This window comes from Pseudomonas sp. NPDC089547 (assembly GCF_050280665.1).
Taxonomy (GTDB): domain Bacteria; phylum Pseudomonadota; class Gammaproteobacteria; order Pseudomonadales; family Pseudomonadaceae; genus Aquipseudomonas.
The window spans coordinates 1-14,865 of the sequence record NZ_JBNNVS010000077.1 but is presented as its reverse complement, the minus strand read 5'-3'; the positions used below and the strand labels follow the sequence as shown (position 1 = coordinate 14,865).

12 protein-coding genes and 7 tRNA genes are annotated in these 14,865 nt (G+C 61.5%); 15 read left to right on the top strand and 4 right to left on the bottom strand.

Going from position 1 to position 14,865, the window contains the following annotated elements; genetic code table 11:
• Nucleotides 1-439 precede the first annotated feature (439 nt).
• The 5 genes from ACQKPZ_RS27085 (at nucleotide 440) to ACQKPZ_RS27065 (ending at nucleotide 4,062) form a co-directional block, all read left to right on the top strand.
• Nucleotides 440-1,075 carry a TetR/AcrR family transcriptional regulator gene (locus tag ACQKPZ_RS27085; protein ID WP_027596088.1) on the top strand — a complete coding sequence of 212 codons (636 nt, stop codon included), beginning with the start codon at nucleotides 440-442 and terminating at the stop codon, nucleotides 1,073-1,075.
• 156 nt (nucleotides 1,076-1,231) lie between these two features.
• Nucleotides 1,232-2,200, top strand: a complete 969-nt coding sequence (locus tag ACQKPZ_RS27080; protein WP_427544163.1) for a GTP 3',8-cyclase MoaA — start codon at nucleotides 1,232-1,234, stop codon at nucleotides 2,198-2,200.
• A 66-nt stretch (nucleotides 2,201-2,266) separates the two neighbouring features.
• The gene (locus tag ACQKPZ_RS27075; protein ID WP_427544160.1) at nucleotides 2,267-2,872 is read left to right on the top strand and encodes a DUF4823 domain-containing protein; all 606 of its coding nucleotides are present in this window, start codon (nucleotides 2,267-2,269) and stop codon (nucleotides 2,870-2,872) included.
• A gap of 10 nt (nucleotides 2,873-2,882) precedes the next feature.
• Nucleotides 2,883-3,443 (top strand): DUF1285 domain-containing protein, encoded by a 561-nt coding sequence (locus tag ACQKPZ_RS27070; protein ID WP_427544157.1) that lies wholly within the window; start codon nucleotides 2,883-2,885, stop codon nucleotides 3,441-3,443.
• Between the two features lie 217 nt (nucleotides 3,444-3,660).
• A complete protein-coding gene (locus ACQKPZ_RS27065; RefSeq protein ID WP_427544154.1) occupies nucleotides 3,661-4,062 on the top strand; it encodes a cupin domain-containing protein in 402 nt (133 codons plus the stop codon).
• A gap of 58 nt (nucleotides 4,063-4,120) precedes the next feature.
• Here ACQKPZ_RS27065 and ACQKPZ_RS27060 read toward each other — a convergent pair.
• Nucleotides 4,121-4,196 (bottom strand) — tRNA-Asn (locus ACQKPZ_RS27060).
• A gap of 62 nt (nucleotides 4,197-4,258) precedes the next feature.
• Nucleotides 4,259-5,455: an amino acid aminotransferase gene (locus ACQKPZ_RS27055; protein ID WP_427544151.1), complete on the bottom strand. Its 1,197-nt coding sequence runs from the start codon at nucleotides 5,453-5,455 to the stop codon at nucleotides 4,259-4,261.
• Between the two features lie 287 nt (nucleotides 5,456-5,742).
• Between ACQKPZ_RS27055 and uvrB the strand changes: the two genes are divergently transcribed.
• Nucleotides 5,743-7,758: an excinuclease ABC subunit UvrB gene (gene uvrB, locus ACQKPZ_RS27050; protein ID WP_391137544.1), complete on the top strand. Its 2,016-nt coding sequence runs from the start codon at nucleotides 5,743-5,745 to the stop codon at nucleotides 7,756-7,758.
• A gap of 126 nt (nucleotides 7,759-7,884) precedes the next feature.
• Here uvrB and ACQKPZ_RS27045 read toward each other — a convergent pair whose 3' ends face one another.
• The gene (locus ACQKPZ_RS27045) at nucleotides 7,885-9,375 is read right to left on the bottom strand and encodes a DHA2 family efflux MFS transporter permease subunit (RefSeq protein ID WP_427544166.1); all 1,491 of its coding nucleotides are present in this window, start codon (nucleotides 9,373-9,375) and stop codon (nucleotides 7,885-7,887) included.
• Nucleotides 9,376-9,424: 49 nt separating this feature from the next.
• Complete coding sequence (locus ACQKPZ_RS27040; protein WP_427544148.1) at nucleotides 9,425-10,480, bottom strand: HlyD family secretion protein; 1,056 nt, start codon at nucleotides 10,478-10,480, stop codon at nucleotides 9,425-9,427.
• 143 nt (nucleotides 10,481-10,623) lie between these two features.
• Here ACQKPZ_RS27040 and gltX point away from each other — a divergent pair, with 143 nt between their 5' ends.
• From gltX to ACQKPZ_RS26995, 9 genes are all read left to right on the top strand, one after another.
• On the top strand, nucleotides 10,624-12,105 hold the full coding sequence (gltX, locus tag ACQKPZ_RS27035) for a glutamate--tRNA ligase (RefSeq protein WP_427544145.1): 1,482 nt from the start codon (nucleotides 10,624-10,626) through the stop codon (nucleotides 12,103-12,105).
• 333 nt (nucleotides 12,106-12,438) lie between these two features.
• Nucleotides 12,439-12,514: transfer RNA gene (locus tag ACQKPZ_RS27030), tRNA-Ala, on the top strand.
• A gap of 72 nt (nucleotides 12,515-12,586) precedes the next feature.
• Nucleotides 12,587-12,662 (top strand) — tRNA-Glu (locus ACQKPZ_RS27025).
• A gap of 53 nt (nucleotides 12,663-12,715) precedes the next feature.
• Nucleotides 12,716-12,791, top strand: a tRNA-Ala gene (locus tag ACQKPZ_RS27020).
• A gap of 42 nt (nucleotides 12,792-12,833) precedes the next feature.
• Nucleotides 12,834-12,909: transfer RNA gene (locus ACQKPZ_RS27015), tRNA-Glu, on the top strand.
• 62 nt (nucleotides 12,910-12,971) lie between these two features.
• Nucleotides 12,972-13,047, top strand: a tRNA-Ala gene (locus ACQKPZ_RS27010).
• Nucleotides 13,048-13,089: 42 nt separating this feature from the next.
• Nucleotides 13,090-13,165: transfer RNA gene (locus ACQKPZ_RS27005), tRNA-Glu, on the top strand.
• Nucleotides 13,166-13,337: 172 nt separating this feature from the next.
• Nucleotides 13,338-13,877: a TetR/AcrR family transcriptional regulator gene (locus tag ACQKPZ_RS27000; RefSeq protein WP_427544142.1), complete on the top strand. Its 540-nt coding sequence runs from the start codon at nucleotides 13,338-13,340 to the stop codon at nucleotides 13,875-13,877.
• 15 nt (nucleotides 13,878-13,892) lie between these two features.
• A complete protein-coding gene (locus tag ACQKPZ_RS26995; protein ID WP_427544139.1) occupies nucleotides 13,893-14,726 on the top strand; it encodes an alpha/beta fold hydrolase in 834 nt (277 codons plus the stop codon).
• Nucleotides 14,727-14,865: the final 139 nt, after the last annotated feature.

Genomic DNA, 14,865 nt, shown 5'->3' with positions numbered 1-14,865 from the left:
TGACGGGCATCCATGCCCGTCACCTCCCTCCGCAATCCCTCCGCTCGGCCTCCTGAAGTCGCGAAGATCAAGATCAAGATCAAGATCAAGATCAAAAGCTAGATCAAAAGCATTGCACAAAAAAAACCCGGGTTCTGGGGGGGGAATCCGGGTTAAGACCATTAGGAGTAAAACAAAGGTACGCGGTCCCTGAGCACCTTTATCGGCGCGCCACTTGGGGGGGGATGCGCCGCGCCAACACTTCAAGTATTGGTCAGGTTTGGCGCAGTGCCAGCCTGAATTGGTCGTTTTTTAAACAAATTTGGAATACGCCAACGCTCCAATCCTCCTGCATCGCATGGCCATATGCATCGTGAAACACAGACATGCTTGGATGATCCGTGCAATTTCCCGCAAGTTAGGCATAATAAACCGCTTCGATTGTCATCCAGTCCTTCCCATGCAGAAAGAACCTCGTAAGGTCCGTGAATTTCGCCGTCGCGAACAGGAAATCCTCGATACCGCGCTCAAACTGTTTCTCGAACAGGGTGAGGACAGCGTCACCGTCGAGATGATCGCCGACGCCGTGGGCATCGGCAAAGGCACGATCTACAAGCATTTCAAGTCCAAGGCGGAAATCTACCTGCGCCTGATGCTCGACTACGAGCGCGACCTGAACGAACTGTTGCACTCGGCTGACGTCGACCGCGACAAGGAGGCCCTGTCGCGCGCCTACTTCGAGTTCCGCATGCGCGACCCTCAACGTTACCGGCTGTTCGACCGCCTGGAAGAGAAGGTGGTCAAGGGCAACCAGGTACCGGAAATGGTCGAGCAGCTGCACAGCATCCGCGCTTCCAACTTCGACCGCCTGACCCAGCTGATCAAGGGCCGCATCAGCGAAGGCAAGCTCGAAGACGTACCGCCCTATTTCCACTACTGCGCCGCCTGGGCACTGGTGCATGGCGCCGTGGCGCTGTACCACTCGCCATTCTGGAGCAATGTGCTGGAGGATCAGGAAGGCTTCTTCCAGTTCCTGATGGACATTGGCGTGCGCATGGGCAACAAGCGCAAGCGCGACCCCGAACCAACCCACTGACCCCTCGGTTCAGGCCAGTACGCCGTACCGGCCCTTTTGCAGCACCCGGCTGCTGCTACAACACAGCTTTGGCTTTCGATGATGTGAAGGGGCTTGCAAAAACCTGATTTATGAGTCAGGTTTTGCCAGCCCTCATCATCCATGCTGGAGTCATTCATGATTGTCGATCGTCAAGGCAGGCGTTTTCGCAACCTGCGCGTCAGCCTGACGGCTGCTTGCAATTATGCGTGCACTTACTGCGTACCCGATGGCAAGCGCCTGGTGGCGGCGCAGGATGAATTGTCGGCAGATGCCATGGCGCGTGGAGTGGCTTACCTGATCGAGGCGGCCGGTATCGAGCGGCTGCGCATCACGGGCGGAGAGCCGCTGGTCAGCCCGCGTCTGGATGCCTTTTTGGGGGCCGTGGCCAAGCTTGAGCTCGACGACATTTCGCTGACCACCAATGGCCAGCTATTGCAGCGCAAGTTGCCGCAGTTGCAGGCGGCCGGTGTCCGTCGACTCAATGTTTCCCTCGACACCCTCGACCCCCAGGCTTTCCGCCACATCGCCCGGGGCGGCGATCTGGCAAGCGTGCTGGCAGGTATGGAGCAGGCCAGTGCGTTGGGTATGCGGATCAAGGTGAACATGGTGCCAATGCGCGGGCAGAACGTCGACCAGGTACTGCCGCTGCTGGACTATTGCCTGGCGCGTGGTTTCGAGTTGCGCTTCATCGAGCTTATGCGCATGGGCCACCTTGCCCGTGACAGCAATACCTTCCTGCAACAGTTCTTTGGCCTTGACCAGTTGCTCGCACTGATTGGCAGCAAGCATGCCTATGTCCAGGTTGATGCTCCGCTGGATGCCACCGCTTTGCGCTATGAAATCCCAGGGGTTGGCCACTTCGGCGTCATCGCCAACGAAAGCGTTCCGTTTTGCCGTACCTGCTCGCGGTTGCGTTTGTCCTCCACGGGCTGGCTGCATGGCTGCCTGTCGTCTGGCAGTCGCCATTTCGTCGGCGAACTGCTGGATAAGCCGCGCCATCAGGCATTGCCGGCTTTGCAGCGCCTGCTGGTCAAGGCCTTGGCAGACAAGCAGGACCTGGCGTTTTCCGGGGATGTGATGGTGATGAAGGTGATCGGCGGCTGAAGCTGGCGCAAAAGCTGCATCCGCCAGCTATTCGCCGGTTTTTCGTCGCCGGCCACTGGAGGAAAGATGCGTAGCCTGGTCTTGCTGCTGGCGCTGATGGCGCTGGGCGGCTGCATGAATGTCAGCGATATGGGCGAGGGCGTGCGCTATCACATGAGCGATGCCGGTCTGCTGGACCACAGTGATACCCGTCGCACGCTGTCTATCCGTCTGCAGCCCGATTCGTTCATCTTCATCGGCCAGGGTGCCTTCGTGCCGCCCGGCAAGGGGCCGGTACCGCGGCAGAACGCGGTAGCCGACGAGGCCTTCAAAAGCTTTGTCGAGTATTTCCCGCTGGTGCGCCGTGCCCAAGGCCCACTGGGCCTGGAAGATGCCATTGCCCAGGCGCGTTCGGTCGGTGCCGATTACGTGCTGTACACCCGTTTCGCGCGGACCGACGACCGCATCGGCAATGGTGACGAGTGGTACGACGAACAGGCTGTCGACCGATTGGGCTGGGACAGCGGTGTGGTTCAGATGATGCTGATCGAAACCAATACCCGCTACCTGGTTGACACTGCGCGCATCAAGAGCCGTGGCGGTTTGTTGACGTTCCACGACAACACCCCTGAAGATTTGCTTGGCGCACCGATGCGCGAGTACGCTCGTAGCCTTCTGGGCGTGAGCGAATGAGGCAGGCGTGATGAGTGACTCCGGCAAGGCCAATGATCTTCTGGCACAGATCCCCAAGGCAAAGGGCCTGCCGCCAGTGCATCTGTGGAATCCGGACTTCTGCGGCGACATCGACATGCGCATCGCCCGCGATGGCACCTGGTATTACCTGGGTACGCCGATCGGGCGCAAGCCGATGGTGCGTTTGTTCTCCACCATCATCCGCCGCGATGGTGACGACTACTTCCTGGTTACCCCTGTGGAAAAGGTTGGCATTCGCGTTGATGACGCGCCGTTCGTTGCCATAGCGCTGGAGGTGCTGGGGGAGGGCGAACAGCAGGTGCTGCGCTTTACCAGCAATGTCGAGGACCAGGTGGATGCCGGGCCGGACAGCCCGCTGCGCGTGGTGATCGACCCTGTGACGCAGGAACCGTCACCCTATGTGCTGATGCGCAGCAACCTTGAGGCGCTGATTCATCGCAATGTGTTCTACCAGATGGTGGAGCTGGCGGTGCCGCGTGAGATCGAGGGGGAGGAATGGTTGGGGGTCTGGAGCCAGGGCGAGTTTTACCCGATTGGGCGTAGTAGCTGAGAACTCTTTTTTCTGTGCCGGCCTCTTCGCGGGCGTGCCCGCTCCCACAGGTACAGCGCAGCCCCTGAAGCCTGTGGAGAACTTGTGGGAGCGGGCATGCCCGCGAAGAGGCCGGTACAGGCAAAATCGGCCCCCTGCTTTTACCTCGAATTGGCCATTTGTCTTCAGCCAATGAGGGCCTAACCTGCTGGCAATTGCCACCCAGGAGTTGCCCGCGATGAAACCACTCACCTTGATCCTCTTCGCCCTGCTTGCCGGTCAAGCCCCTGCTTGGGCGCACGGCGACGTCGCCGACCAGGTCAAAGTCCTGCAGCAACAACAACCCTCGAATGCCCCCGGCAAAACTGCCGTCATGCTCACGGTAAGCTACGCCCCCGGCGAGGCCTCGCCTGCACATCAGCACCCAGGCGCGGTAATGGCCTACGTGCTTGAAGGGGCAGTGGTATCAAAACTGAACAACGAGCAGGAAAAGACCTACAAGGCTGGCGAGTACTGGTACGAAGCGCCAGGCACCGTGCACAGCGTGTCGCGCAACGCCAGCAAAACCCAACCCGCCAAGCTGCTGGTGTGGAGCCTGGTGGACGAAGGCAAGCCAGTGACCGAGCCGCTGGGCGAATAAACGCGATGCAACGAAAAAGCCCCCGGTTGCTTGCGCACCCGGGGGCTTTTTCAGTGTTTGGCTCCGCGACCTGGACTCGAACCAGGGACCCAATGATTAACAGTCATTTGCTCTACCGACTGAGCTATCGCGGAATCTGCGCGTATCTTACTGATTGCCAAGAGGATGTCAAGCTACCTCTTGGCAAAACAATGAGTTACAGCACTTCCACGATGGCCTTGGTCACCACGTGGATGTTGCTCTGGTTCAGCGCGGCCACCGCGATGCGGCCGGTGTCCAGTGCGTAGATACCAAAGTCGTTCTTCAGGCGGGCAACCTGCTCAACGGTCAGCCCCGAGTAGGAGAACATGCCGGCCTGGCGGCCAACGAAGCTGAAGTCACGCTTGGCGCCATATTCAGCCAGCAGGCTGACCATTTGCTGGCGCATGCCGTGGATGCGCTGGCGCATCTCGCCCAGCTCGGCTTCCCACATCTGGCGCAGCTCGTCGCTGTTCAGCACGGTGGCGACGATGGTTGCACCGTGAGTTGGCGGGTTGGAGTAGGTGGTGCGGATCACGCGCTTGACCTGAGACAGCACACGGGTGCTCTCGTCCTTGGTAGCGGTAACGATCGACAGCGCACCCACGCGTTCGCCGTACAGCGAGAACGACTTGGAGAACGAGCTGGAAACGAAGAACTCCAGGCCCGACTCGGCGAACAGGCGCACGGCGAAGGCGTCTTCGGCGATGCCGTCACCAAAGCCCTGGTAGGCCATGTCGAGGAACGGTACATGGCCCTTGGCCTTGACCACTTCCAGGACGTTTTTCCAGTCGTCCAGGCCCAGATCGACGCCAGTCGGGTTGTGGCAGCAAGCGTGCAGCACCACGATCGAGCCGGACGGCAGGTTGTTCAGGTCTTCGAGCATGCCGGCGCGGTTGACGTCGTTGCTCGGTGCATCATAGTAGCGGTAGTTCTGTACCGGGAAACCGGCGGTTTCGAACAGTGCGCGGTGGTTTTCCCAGCTCGGGTCGCTGATTGCCACGACGGCGTTGGGCGACAGGCGCTTGAGGAAGTCGGCACCGATCTTCAGTGCGCCGGTACCGCCGACGGCCTGCACGGTAACCACGCGGCCGGCGGCCAGCAGTGGCGACTCGGCGCCGAAGATCAGTTTTTGCACAGCCTGGTCGTAGGTGGCGATACCGTCGATCGGCAGGTAGCCGCGCGAGGCGTGCTGGGCGGCACGCTGGGTCTCGGCTTCGATCACGGCGCGCAGCAGCGGAATGCGGCCTTCCTCATTGCAGTACACGCCCACGCCCAGGTTGACCTTGTCGGTACGTGGGTCGGCGTTGAATGCTTCGTTGAGGCCCAGGATAGGGTCGCGGGGTGCCAGCTCGACAGCGGAAAACAGGCTCATTGTTACCTTGGCTCTGATTGGAGAGTGATAGGACGTACACGCTCCAGCCGAATGCACTGAAGCGGTGCACAAACGGGGAGTCAGTATAGTGATACCGCCCGGTCACTGCGACACTCTGGCACAGCTTTTCAGGCTATTTGCGCAAATATTTTTCGACCATTGGTCTAATTGCCGGGTCCACCGTTACACGCGTTCACAGCTACGCCTTGAAAGCGCCCCCGGGCGGGCGCATTTGGGTATAGACTACTGGCTAAATTTACAGTTGCTGCAGCACCGCGAGGTCCGACATGTCCGAGTTCCAGCTCGTCACCCGTTTCCAGCCTGCTGGCGACCAGCCCGAGGCCATCCGCCAAATGGTCGAAGGTATCGAGGCGGGGTTGTCGCACCAGACGCTGCTCGGCGTGACCGGTTCGGGCAAAACCTTCAGCATCGCCAACGTTATCGCGCAGGTGCAGCGCCCGACCCTGGTGCTGGCGCCGAACAAGACCCTGGCCGCCCAGTTGTACGGCGAATTCAAGGCTTTCTTCCCGAATAACGCGGTGGAGTATTTCGTTTCCTACTACGACTACTACCAGCCCGAGGCCTACGTGCCGTCGTCGGACACCTTCATCGAGAAGGACGCCTCGATCAACGACCACATCGAGCAGATGCGCCTGTCGGCGACCAAGGCGCTGCTGGAACGGCGCGACGCGATCATCGTCACCACCGTGTCGTGCATCTACGGCCTGGGTAGCCCTGAGTCCTACCTGAAAATGGTCCTGCACGTAGACCGGGGCGACAAGCTTGACCAGCGTGCGCTGCTGCGCCGGCTGGCTGATCTGCAATACACCCGTAACGAAATGGACTTTGCCCGTGCCACCTTCCGCGTGCGCGGTGACGTGATCGACATTTTCCCGGCCGAATCGGACCTTGAAGCCATCCGCATCGAACTGTTCGATGACGAGGTGGAAAACATCGCTGCCTTCGACCCGCTCACTGGCGAGGTCTTCCGCAAGCTGCCGCGGTTTACCTTTTACCCCAAGAGCCACTACGTTACCCCGCGGGAAACCCTGCTGGAGGCGGTGGAGGGCATCAAGGAAGAGCTGAAGGAGCGCCTGGAGTACCTGCAAAAGGCCAACAAGCTGGTAGAAGCGCAGCGCCTGGAACAGCGCACCCGTTTCGACCTGGAGATGATCCTGGAGCTCGGCTACTGCAACGGTATCGAAAACTACTCGCGCTACCTGTCCGGGCGCCCGGCCGGGGCGCCGCCGCCCACCCTGTACGACTACTTGCCGGCGGATGCGCTGCTGGTAATCGACGAATCGCACGTCAGCGTGCCGCAGGTCGGCGCCATGTACAAAGGCGACCGCTCGCGCAAGGAAACCTTGGTGGAGTATGGCTTCCGCATGCCCTCGGCGCTGGACAACCGGCCCATGCGCTTTGACGAATGGGAGGACGTCAGCCCACAGACCATCTTCGTCTCCGCTACGCCCGGGCCTTACGAGGCCGAGCACGCCGGGCGCGTGGTGGAGCAGGTGGTGCGCCCCACCGGCCTGGTCGACCCGCAGGTCGAGGTACGCCCGGCGCTGACCCAGGTCGACGACCTGCTGTCGGAAATCCGCAAGCGCGTTGCGCAGGGCGAGCGGGTGCTGGCCACCACGCTGACCAAGCGCATGGCCGAAGACCTGACCGATTACCTGGCCGACCATGACGTGCGGGTGCGTTACCTGCACTCGGACATCGACACCGTGGAGCGGGTGGAGATCATCCGCGACCTGCGCCTGGGTACCTTCGACGTGCTGGTGGGTATCAACCTGCTGCGCGAGGGCCTGGACATGCCGGAAGTGTCGCTGGTGGCGATCCTGGATGCCGACAAGGAAGGCTTCCTGCGGTCCGAGCGTTCACTGATCCAGACTATCGGCCGTGCTGCGCGTAACCTCAATGGCCGGGCAATCCTTTACGCCGATAACGTCACGGGCTCTATGCAGCGTGCAATAGACGAAACCGAGCGGCGCCGCGAAAAGCAGATCGCCTTCAACGAAGCGCATGGCATCGTGCCCAAGGGCGTGGTCAAGGACATCACCGACATCATGGAGGGCGCTACCGTGCCTGGTGCGCGCAGCAAGAAGCGCAAGGGCATGGCAAAGGCGGCAGAGGAGAGCGCCCGTTACGAGGCCGAACTGCGTACGCCGGGCGAGATCACCAAGCGCATCAAACAGCTGGAAGAGAAGATGATGCAGTTTGCCCGCGACCTGGAGTTCGAGGCAGCGGCGCAGTTGCGCGACGAAATCACACAACTGCGCGAGCGGTTGATTACCAGCTGAGCCCTGACGCCGGCCCTGTGGGAGCGGGCGTGCCCGCGAAGCAGGCAACGCGGTGGATGGCACCGGCTTTGCCGGTGTTCGCGGGCTTGCCCGCTCCCACAGGACCGCGCAGCAGCTGAAATTGGCTCAATGCGCCTCCCCAGCCTTCAACCCCTGCGGCAATTTGCGGGTCAACAGCACCGCCACCATGCTCACCGCCAAACCAATCCCGACAAAGTGGAAGGCATCGTTGTACGCCATGATCAACGCCTGCTGGTGGGTAATCTCGCTCAGCTTGCCCAGCGCTGCATTGTCACTCCCCAGCCGCTCCGCCAGTTGCGCCAGCCGCTCTGCCACCTGCGGGTTGCTCGGCACTATCGACTCCCTCAGGTAATCGAAATACACCTTGGTCCGCGCATCCAGCAACGTGGCCAGCAAGGCAATCCCGATTGCGCCACCTAGGTTACGCAAGATGTTGAACAGGCTCGACGCCGACCCTGCGTCCTGCTGCTGAATGTACGATGTGGCGATCAACGAAATGGTCACCATGATCATCGGCTGGCCAAGGGCGCGGATGATCTGGATATGGTTGAACTGCGGCCCGGCAAAGTCCGGGTTGAGTACGCCCGAGCCGAAACTGGCGGCGCCAAACAGGCAGAACCCGAGGGCGCACAGCAGCTTGGGCGACACCACTTTCATCAGTTGTGGCACCAACGGAATCAGGAACAGCTGCGGCACGCCCATCCACATGATCACCTCGCCGATTTGCAGGGCGTTGTAGCCCTGTACCTGCGCCAGGTACAGCGGCAACAGATAGATCGAACCGTACAACCCCACGCCCATGCCCAGGCTGGCGATACTCGACAGGCCGAAATTGCGGTTGCCCAGGATGCGCAGGTTGATCAGCGGCTGCGGCTTGGAAAACTGCAGGATGACGAAGGTGATCAGGCTGACCAGGGCGATGCTGCCCAGGCCGACGATCAAGGGCGACTCCAGCCAGTCCTTGCGGTGGCCTTCCTCCAGAAACACTTGCAGGCAGCCCAGGCCTACGCCCAGCGTGACGATGCCGGCGTAATCGGTGCTTTTCAGCAGTTCCCAGTGCGCCTCCTTTTTCTCCAGCCCGTACAGCAGGCCGGCGATCATCACCAGGCCCGGCGGGATGTTGATGTAGAAGATGTACTCCCAGCCCCAGTTCTCGGTCAGCCAGCCGCCCAGGGTGGGGCCGATGGACGGGGCGAAGGTGGCGGTCATGGCGAACATGGCCATGCCCTTGGCGCGGTGGTGTTCGGGCAGCTTGATCAGGGTGAGGGTAAACGCAAGCGGGATCAGCGCCCCGCCGGTAAAACCTTGCAAGGCACGGAACAGGATCATGCTCTCCAGGTTCCAGGCCATCGAACACAGCAGCGACGACAACAGAAACCCCGCCGATACCCACACTGCCAGGCGGCGGGCAGACAACAGCTGAACCAGCCAGGCGGTCAGCGGGATCATGATGATTTCCGCCACCAGGTAGGAGGTGGAAATCCATGAGCCTTCCTCCAGGGTGGCCGACAGTGCGCCCTGGATGTCTTTGAGCGACGAGTTGGTGATCTGGATGTCCAGCACGGCCATGAAGGCGCCGAGCATCACGCTCATCACCGCGATCCAGTCGCGCCGGGTCGGCTCCGCAGTGGGGCGCAGCAGTGGGTCACCGGCCATTGTGGCCTTCGTCTTCGGTGCGCAGGTCTACGGTGGCGGTCACCGACATGCCGGGCCGGATACGCCCGTGCAGCGGGTTGTTGGCAGGGAAAGTCAGTTTGACCGGGATGCGCTGCACAACCTTGGTGAAGTTGCCGGTTGCGTTGTCTGGCGGCAGCAGGCTGAACTGCGCACCCGAGGCGGCGAACAGGCTGTCGACCTGGCCTTCGATGGGGGTGTCTGGGTAGCTGTCGAACAGCAGTTCGGCACGCTGGCCGGGGTGCATGCGGCCGATCTGGGTTTCCTTGAAGTTGGCCTGCACCCAGATATCTTCGTCGGGCACGATCGACATCAGGTAGGCGCCGGCCTGCACCACCTGGCCATTGCGCGCATTGCGCTGGCCAATGGTGCCGCTGATCGGTGCGCGGATTTCACAACGGGTCAGGTTCAGTTCGGCCTGGGCCAGGTCGGCGCGGGCATTGGCGATTTGTGCGTCCAGGCGCTTGAGGTCAGCATTCAGTGCGTTGACCTGCTGGCGCTGGCTTTGCAGGTCGGCGCGGGCCTTGTCGACCTGCGAGCCGGCGACATGGCTGTCGGCCGACAGGGTGGTGACCCGTTCTTCGGATATGAAACCGGGCTTGCGCAGCTTTTCGGCGCGGCTCAGGTCCACCCGCGACCGCTCGTAGGTTGCCTGGTTGGCCGCCACCTGCGCCTGCCCGGCGGCAATCAGGCTGCCCTGTTGGGTCAGGCGGCTTTGTGCCTGCGCGTATTCCGCTTCACGGGTAGCCAGGGCTGCGCGGGCGCGCGCTACTGCCAGTTCGTAGTCGGCCGCCTCCAGCCTGGCCAGCAGGTCACCTTTGTTCACGTGCTGGTTGTCCTCGACCGGCACCGCGTCGATGCGTGCCCCCAGCTGGCTGGAAATACGCGTGATCTCGCCCTGCACGTAGGCGTTGTCGGTGCTCTCGTAAAAGCGGCCCTTGAAGTACCAGTGGGCCAGGAAGGCGAGGGCGATCAGGGCCACGAGGGTAAAAAAGACCAGCAGGCGGCGTTTGAGTTGGGCAGGCATGGGGACTATCGTTCCAGAAATGTAAATAAATTTAACAGCGGCGCAGGGCCTGTCGACAAGTGACGTTCGCGCCATTGCTGGAGCCCGGTGCCTGCCACCTGCTAACATCCCGCCTTTGTTTCATCTTTCGTTCGAGACCCTCCATGACCACCGTACGCACGCGTATCGCGCCATCGCCTACCGGCGACCCCCATGTCGGCACTGCCTACATCGCCCTGTTCAACTACTGCTTTGCCAAGCAGCACGGCGGTGAGTTCATCCTACGCATCGAAGACACCGACCAACTGCGCTCCACGCGCGAGTCGGAGCAACAGATCTTCGACGCCCTGCGCTGGCTTGGTATCGAATGGAACGAAGGCCCGGACGTCGGCGGCCCCCATGGCCCGTACCGGCAGAGCGAGCGTGGCGAGATCTACGCCAAATACGCCAAGGAACTGGTTGATGCCGGCCACGCCTTCTACTGCTTCTGCACCGCTGAAGAGCTGGACCAGATGCGTGCCGAGCAGCAAGCCCGCGGCGAAACCCCGCGTTATGACGGGCGCGCGTTGCTGTTGAGCGCCGAGGAGGTACAGCGCCGCCTGGCCGCGGGCGAGCCACACGTGATCCGCATGAAGGTGCCGAGCGAAGGCATGTGCGTGGTCCCGGACATGCTGCGCGGCGACGTAGAAATCCCGTGGGACCGCATGGACATGCAGGTGCTGATGAAGAACGACGGCCTGCCGACGTACTTCCTGGCCAACGTGGTGGATGACCACCTGATGGGCATCACCCACGTACTGCGTGGTGAAGAGTGGCTGCCGTCGGCGCCCAAGCTGATCAAGCTGTACGAATACTTTGGCTGGGAGCAGCCCAAGCTGTGCTACATGCCGCTGCTGCGTAACCCGGACAAGTCCAAGCTGTCCAAGCGCAAGAACCCGACCTCGGTTACTTTCTACGAGCGCATGGGCTTCATGCCGGAGGCGATGCTCAACTACCTGGGCCGCATGGGCTGGTCGATGCCGGACGAGCGTGAGAAGTTCTCGCTGGCCGAGATGGTCGAGCACTTTGACCTGTCGCGCATCTCGCTGGGTGGCCCGATCTTCGACATCGAGAAGCTGTCCTGGCTCAACGGCCAGTGGTTGCGTGAGCTGCCGGTCGAAGAGTTCGCCGCGCGCCTGCAGAAGTGGGCGTTCAACAGTGACTACATGATGAAAATCGCCCCGCACGTGCAGGGTCGCGTTGAAACCTTCAGCCAGGTTGCCCCGCTGGGTGGGTTCTTCTTCGAAGGCGCGCTGAAGCTGGATGCCAAGCTGTTCGAAAGCAAGAAACTGTCGGCCGACCAGGTGCGCCAGGTGATCCAGCTGATCCTGTGGAAGCTCGAAAGCCTGCGCCAGTGGGAAAAAGAGCGCATCACCGGCTGCATCCAGGCTGTGGTCGAGGCGCTGGAACTGAAGCTGCGCGATGCCATGCCGCTGATGTTCGCTGCCATCACCGGCCAGGCCAGCTCGGTTTCGGTGCTGGACGCCATGGAAATCCTCGGTCCGGACCTGACCCGTTACCGCCTGCGCCAGGCACTGGACCTGCTGGGTGGCGTGTCGAAGAAAGAAAACAAAGAGTGGGAAAAGCTGCTGGCTTCCATCGGTTGATGGCGATTCCGAGCCTGTAGCTGAACCCTGTAGGAGCGGCCTTGTGTCGCGATAGGGCCGCAAAGCGGCCCCGGCGATTTTGTGTTGAAGCTGAAATCGCGGGGCCGCGTTGCGGTCCTTTCGCGACACAAGGCCGCTCCTACAAGGGTGCGGCGCCCAGATCCAGCAGGGCAGGGCGGTAAGTGATTGTTATCTGTGAAAAATTTTTTGATTATTTTAAAAAATTAGTTTGACAGCCCTGCAATCCGAACTTAATATGCGCCCCGTCCACAGCGATGAACGAAAACGAAACGCCAGGCACCCAGCCAGCGGTTCTGTTCAAAGCGACATTGTGGGGCTATAGCTCAGCTGGGAGAGCGCCTGCATGGCATGCAGGAGGTCAGCGGTTCGATCCCGCTTAGCTCCACCAAATTCCGCTTAGCAGCCAAGGCTGATAAGCAAGACCGGGTCCAGCAACCGGGTCTTGAAGGTAAGAAGGTTCGTCCCCTTCGTCTAGTGGCCTAGGACACCGCCCTTTCACGGCGGTAACAGGGGTTCGAGTCCCCTAGGGGACGCCAGTTTTACACAAGCGATGTTTCAGGATATCGCTGGGCCGCGAGGCTAAAAATCCGGGGCTATAGCTCAGCTGGGAGAGCGCCTGCATGGCATGCAGGAGGTCAGCGGTTCGATCCCGCTTAGCTCCACCAATTTTGCCGCGGTTCGTGTAAGCGAGCCGGCACGAAGGTTACGTCCCCTTCGTCTAGTGGCCTAGGACACCGCCCTTTCACGGCGGTAACAGGGGTTCGAGTCCCCTAGGGGACGCCACTTTTTCCTGCGTTTTGCAGGGCTTAAAAAGGCTCGTCGCTTATTGATGAGTCTTTTGTTTCGGGGCTATAGCTCAGCTGGGAGAGCGCCTGCATGGCATGCAGGAGGTCAGCGGTTCGATCCCGCTTAGCTCCACCATTTCTGCCAGGGTTCACGTAAGTGAATCTTCGCGAAGGTTACGTCCCCTTCGTCTAGTGGCCTAGGACACCGCCCTTTCACGGCGGTAACAGGGGTTCGAGTCCCCTAGGGGACGCCATATTTACCCGCGTTTTGCGGGACTTTAAAGGCTCATTCGCTTATTGAATGGGCCTTTTGTTTTTTCTCCCTTCCGAAAAAATGACTCCCGACAGACGGCAACAAATTCAGCTTGCCAAAAAATATGATGAGAATAATATTTCGATCATCATATTTCGACTGGCGAGTGCCTGATGAGCGACAAGAAGAGCAAAACCCGCGAGCGCATCCTGGAAGCCGCACGCAAGGCGCTGATCCAGCACGGCCCGGCCGAGCCCAGCGTTAGCCAGGTAATGGGCGCGGCAGGCCTGACCGTCGGTGGTTTCTATGCACACTTCGACAGCAAGGACGAGCTGATGCTCGAAGCGTTCCGCCAGTTGTTGGGTGAGCGCCGTGCCTTGCTCGCGCAGATCGACCCCAGCCTCGACGGTGCGGGGCGGCGGGCGCTGGCCAGTGCCTTCTACTTGTCGCGTAAACACCGGGATGCCGAAGTGCACGCCTGCCCGCTACCCAATTCGCTGGGCGAGATGCAGCGCTTGCCGGAAGCCTTCCGTGAGGTATTGGCCGAACACATCGAGCTGATGACTGCTGCCATGGTCGACCGCCCGGAAGATGCCGACAAGGCACTGGCCGACCTGGCGCTCATGGTTGGCGGCCTTGCCCTGGCCCGTGCCTTGGGTACCGGTGAATTGTCTGACCGTATTCTGCGCGCCGCCAAATCGGCGGTGCTTTAACCCTGGAGCATGGCGATGACTACCCTGAGCTGGATTCGTGGTGTCAATGGCACCCTGGGCCGCCTGGCCCCCGAGCATGTGGCTGGCAAGATGCGCCGTGCCTTCATGACCCCGCGCAATCTGCCGCCGCGGGATTGGGAGTTGCCCGTGCTGGCTAGCGCCGAGCGCATTACCCTGCGCTTCGGTTTGTCTGCCTTGCGCTGGGGCAAAGGGCCGGCCGTGCTGCTGATGCATGGTTGGGAAGGGCGCCCGACCCAGTTTGCCGCCTTGATCCAAACCTTGGTTCAGGCTGGGCACACGGTGGTCTCGCTGGAGGGGCCGGGGCATGGGCGTTCGCCTGGTGAGCAGGCGAATGTAGTGCTGTTTGCCCGGGCGCTGCTGGAGGCTGCCGCCGAGTTGCCGCCGCTGCGTGCGGTGATTGGCCACTCGATGGGCGGTGCCAGTGTATTGCTGGCCTTGCAGATGGGGCTGCGCACAGAGGCGGCGGTCAGCATAGCCGCCCCGGCGCGGCTGCTGGGCGTATTGCGTGGCTTTGCCCACCACCTGGGGCTGCCGGCGCGGGCGCGGGCAGCCTTTATCCGCCAGGTGGAGCGCGATGTGGGTATGCAGATCGCGCGGCTGGATGTGACCGGTTACCAGTTGGAGTTGCCGGGGTTGGTGGTGCATGCCGCCGATGACGCGCTGGTTGCCGCCGATGAAGCCCAGGTAATCCATAAGGCCTGGTTCGATAGCCGGCTGATGCTGCTGGAGCAGGGTGGGCACCAGCGGGTACTGTCCGACCCGCGGGTGAGTGAAGCCGTGCTCGAATTGCTGGCCCGCGCTGCTGCGCCAGTGCGGCAAAGCGCCTAGTTACAGGCTTGACGCGGTCCTTGTAGGAGCGGCCTTGTGTCGCGATGGGGCGCGCAGCGGCCCCAAAATCTCAGCCCCGGCACAGACTGCCGGGGCTGCTGCGCAGCCCATCGCGACACAAGGCCGCTCCTACAGGGGG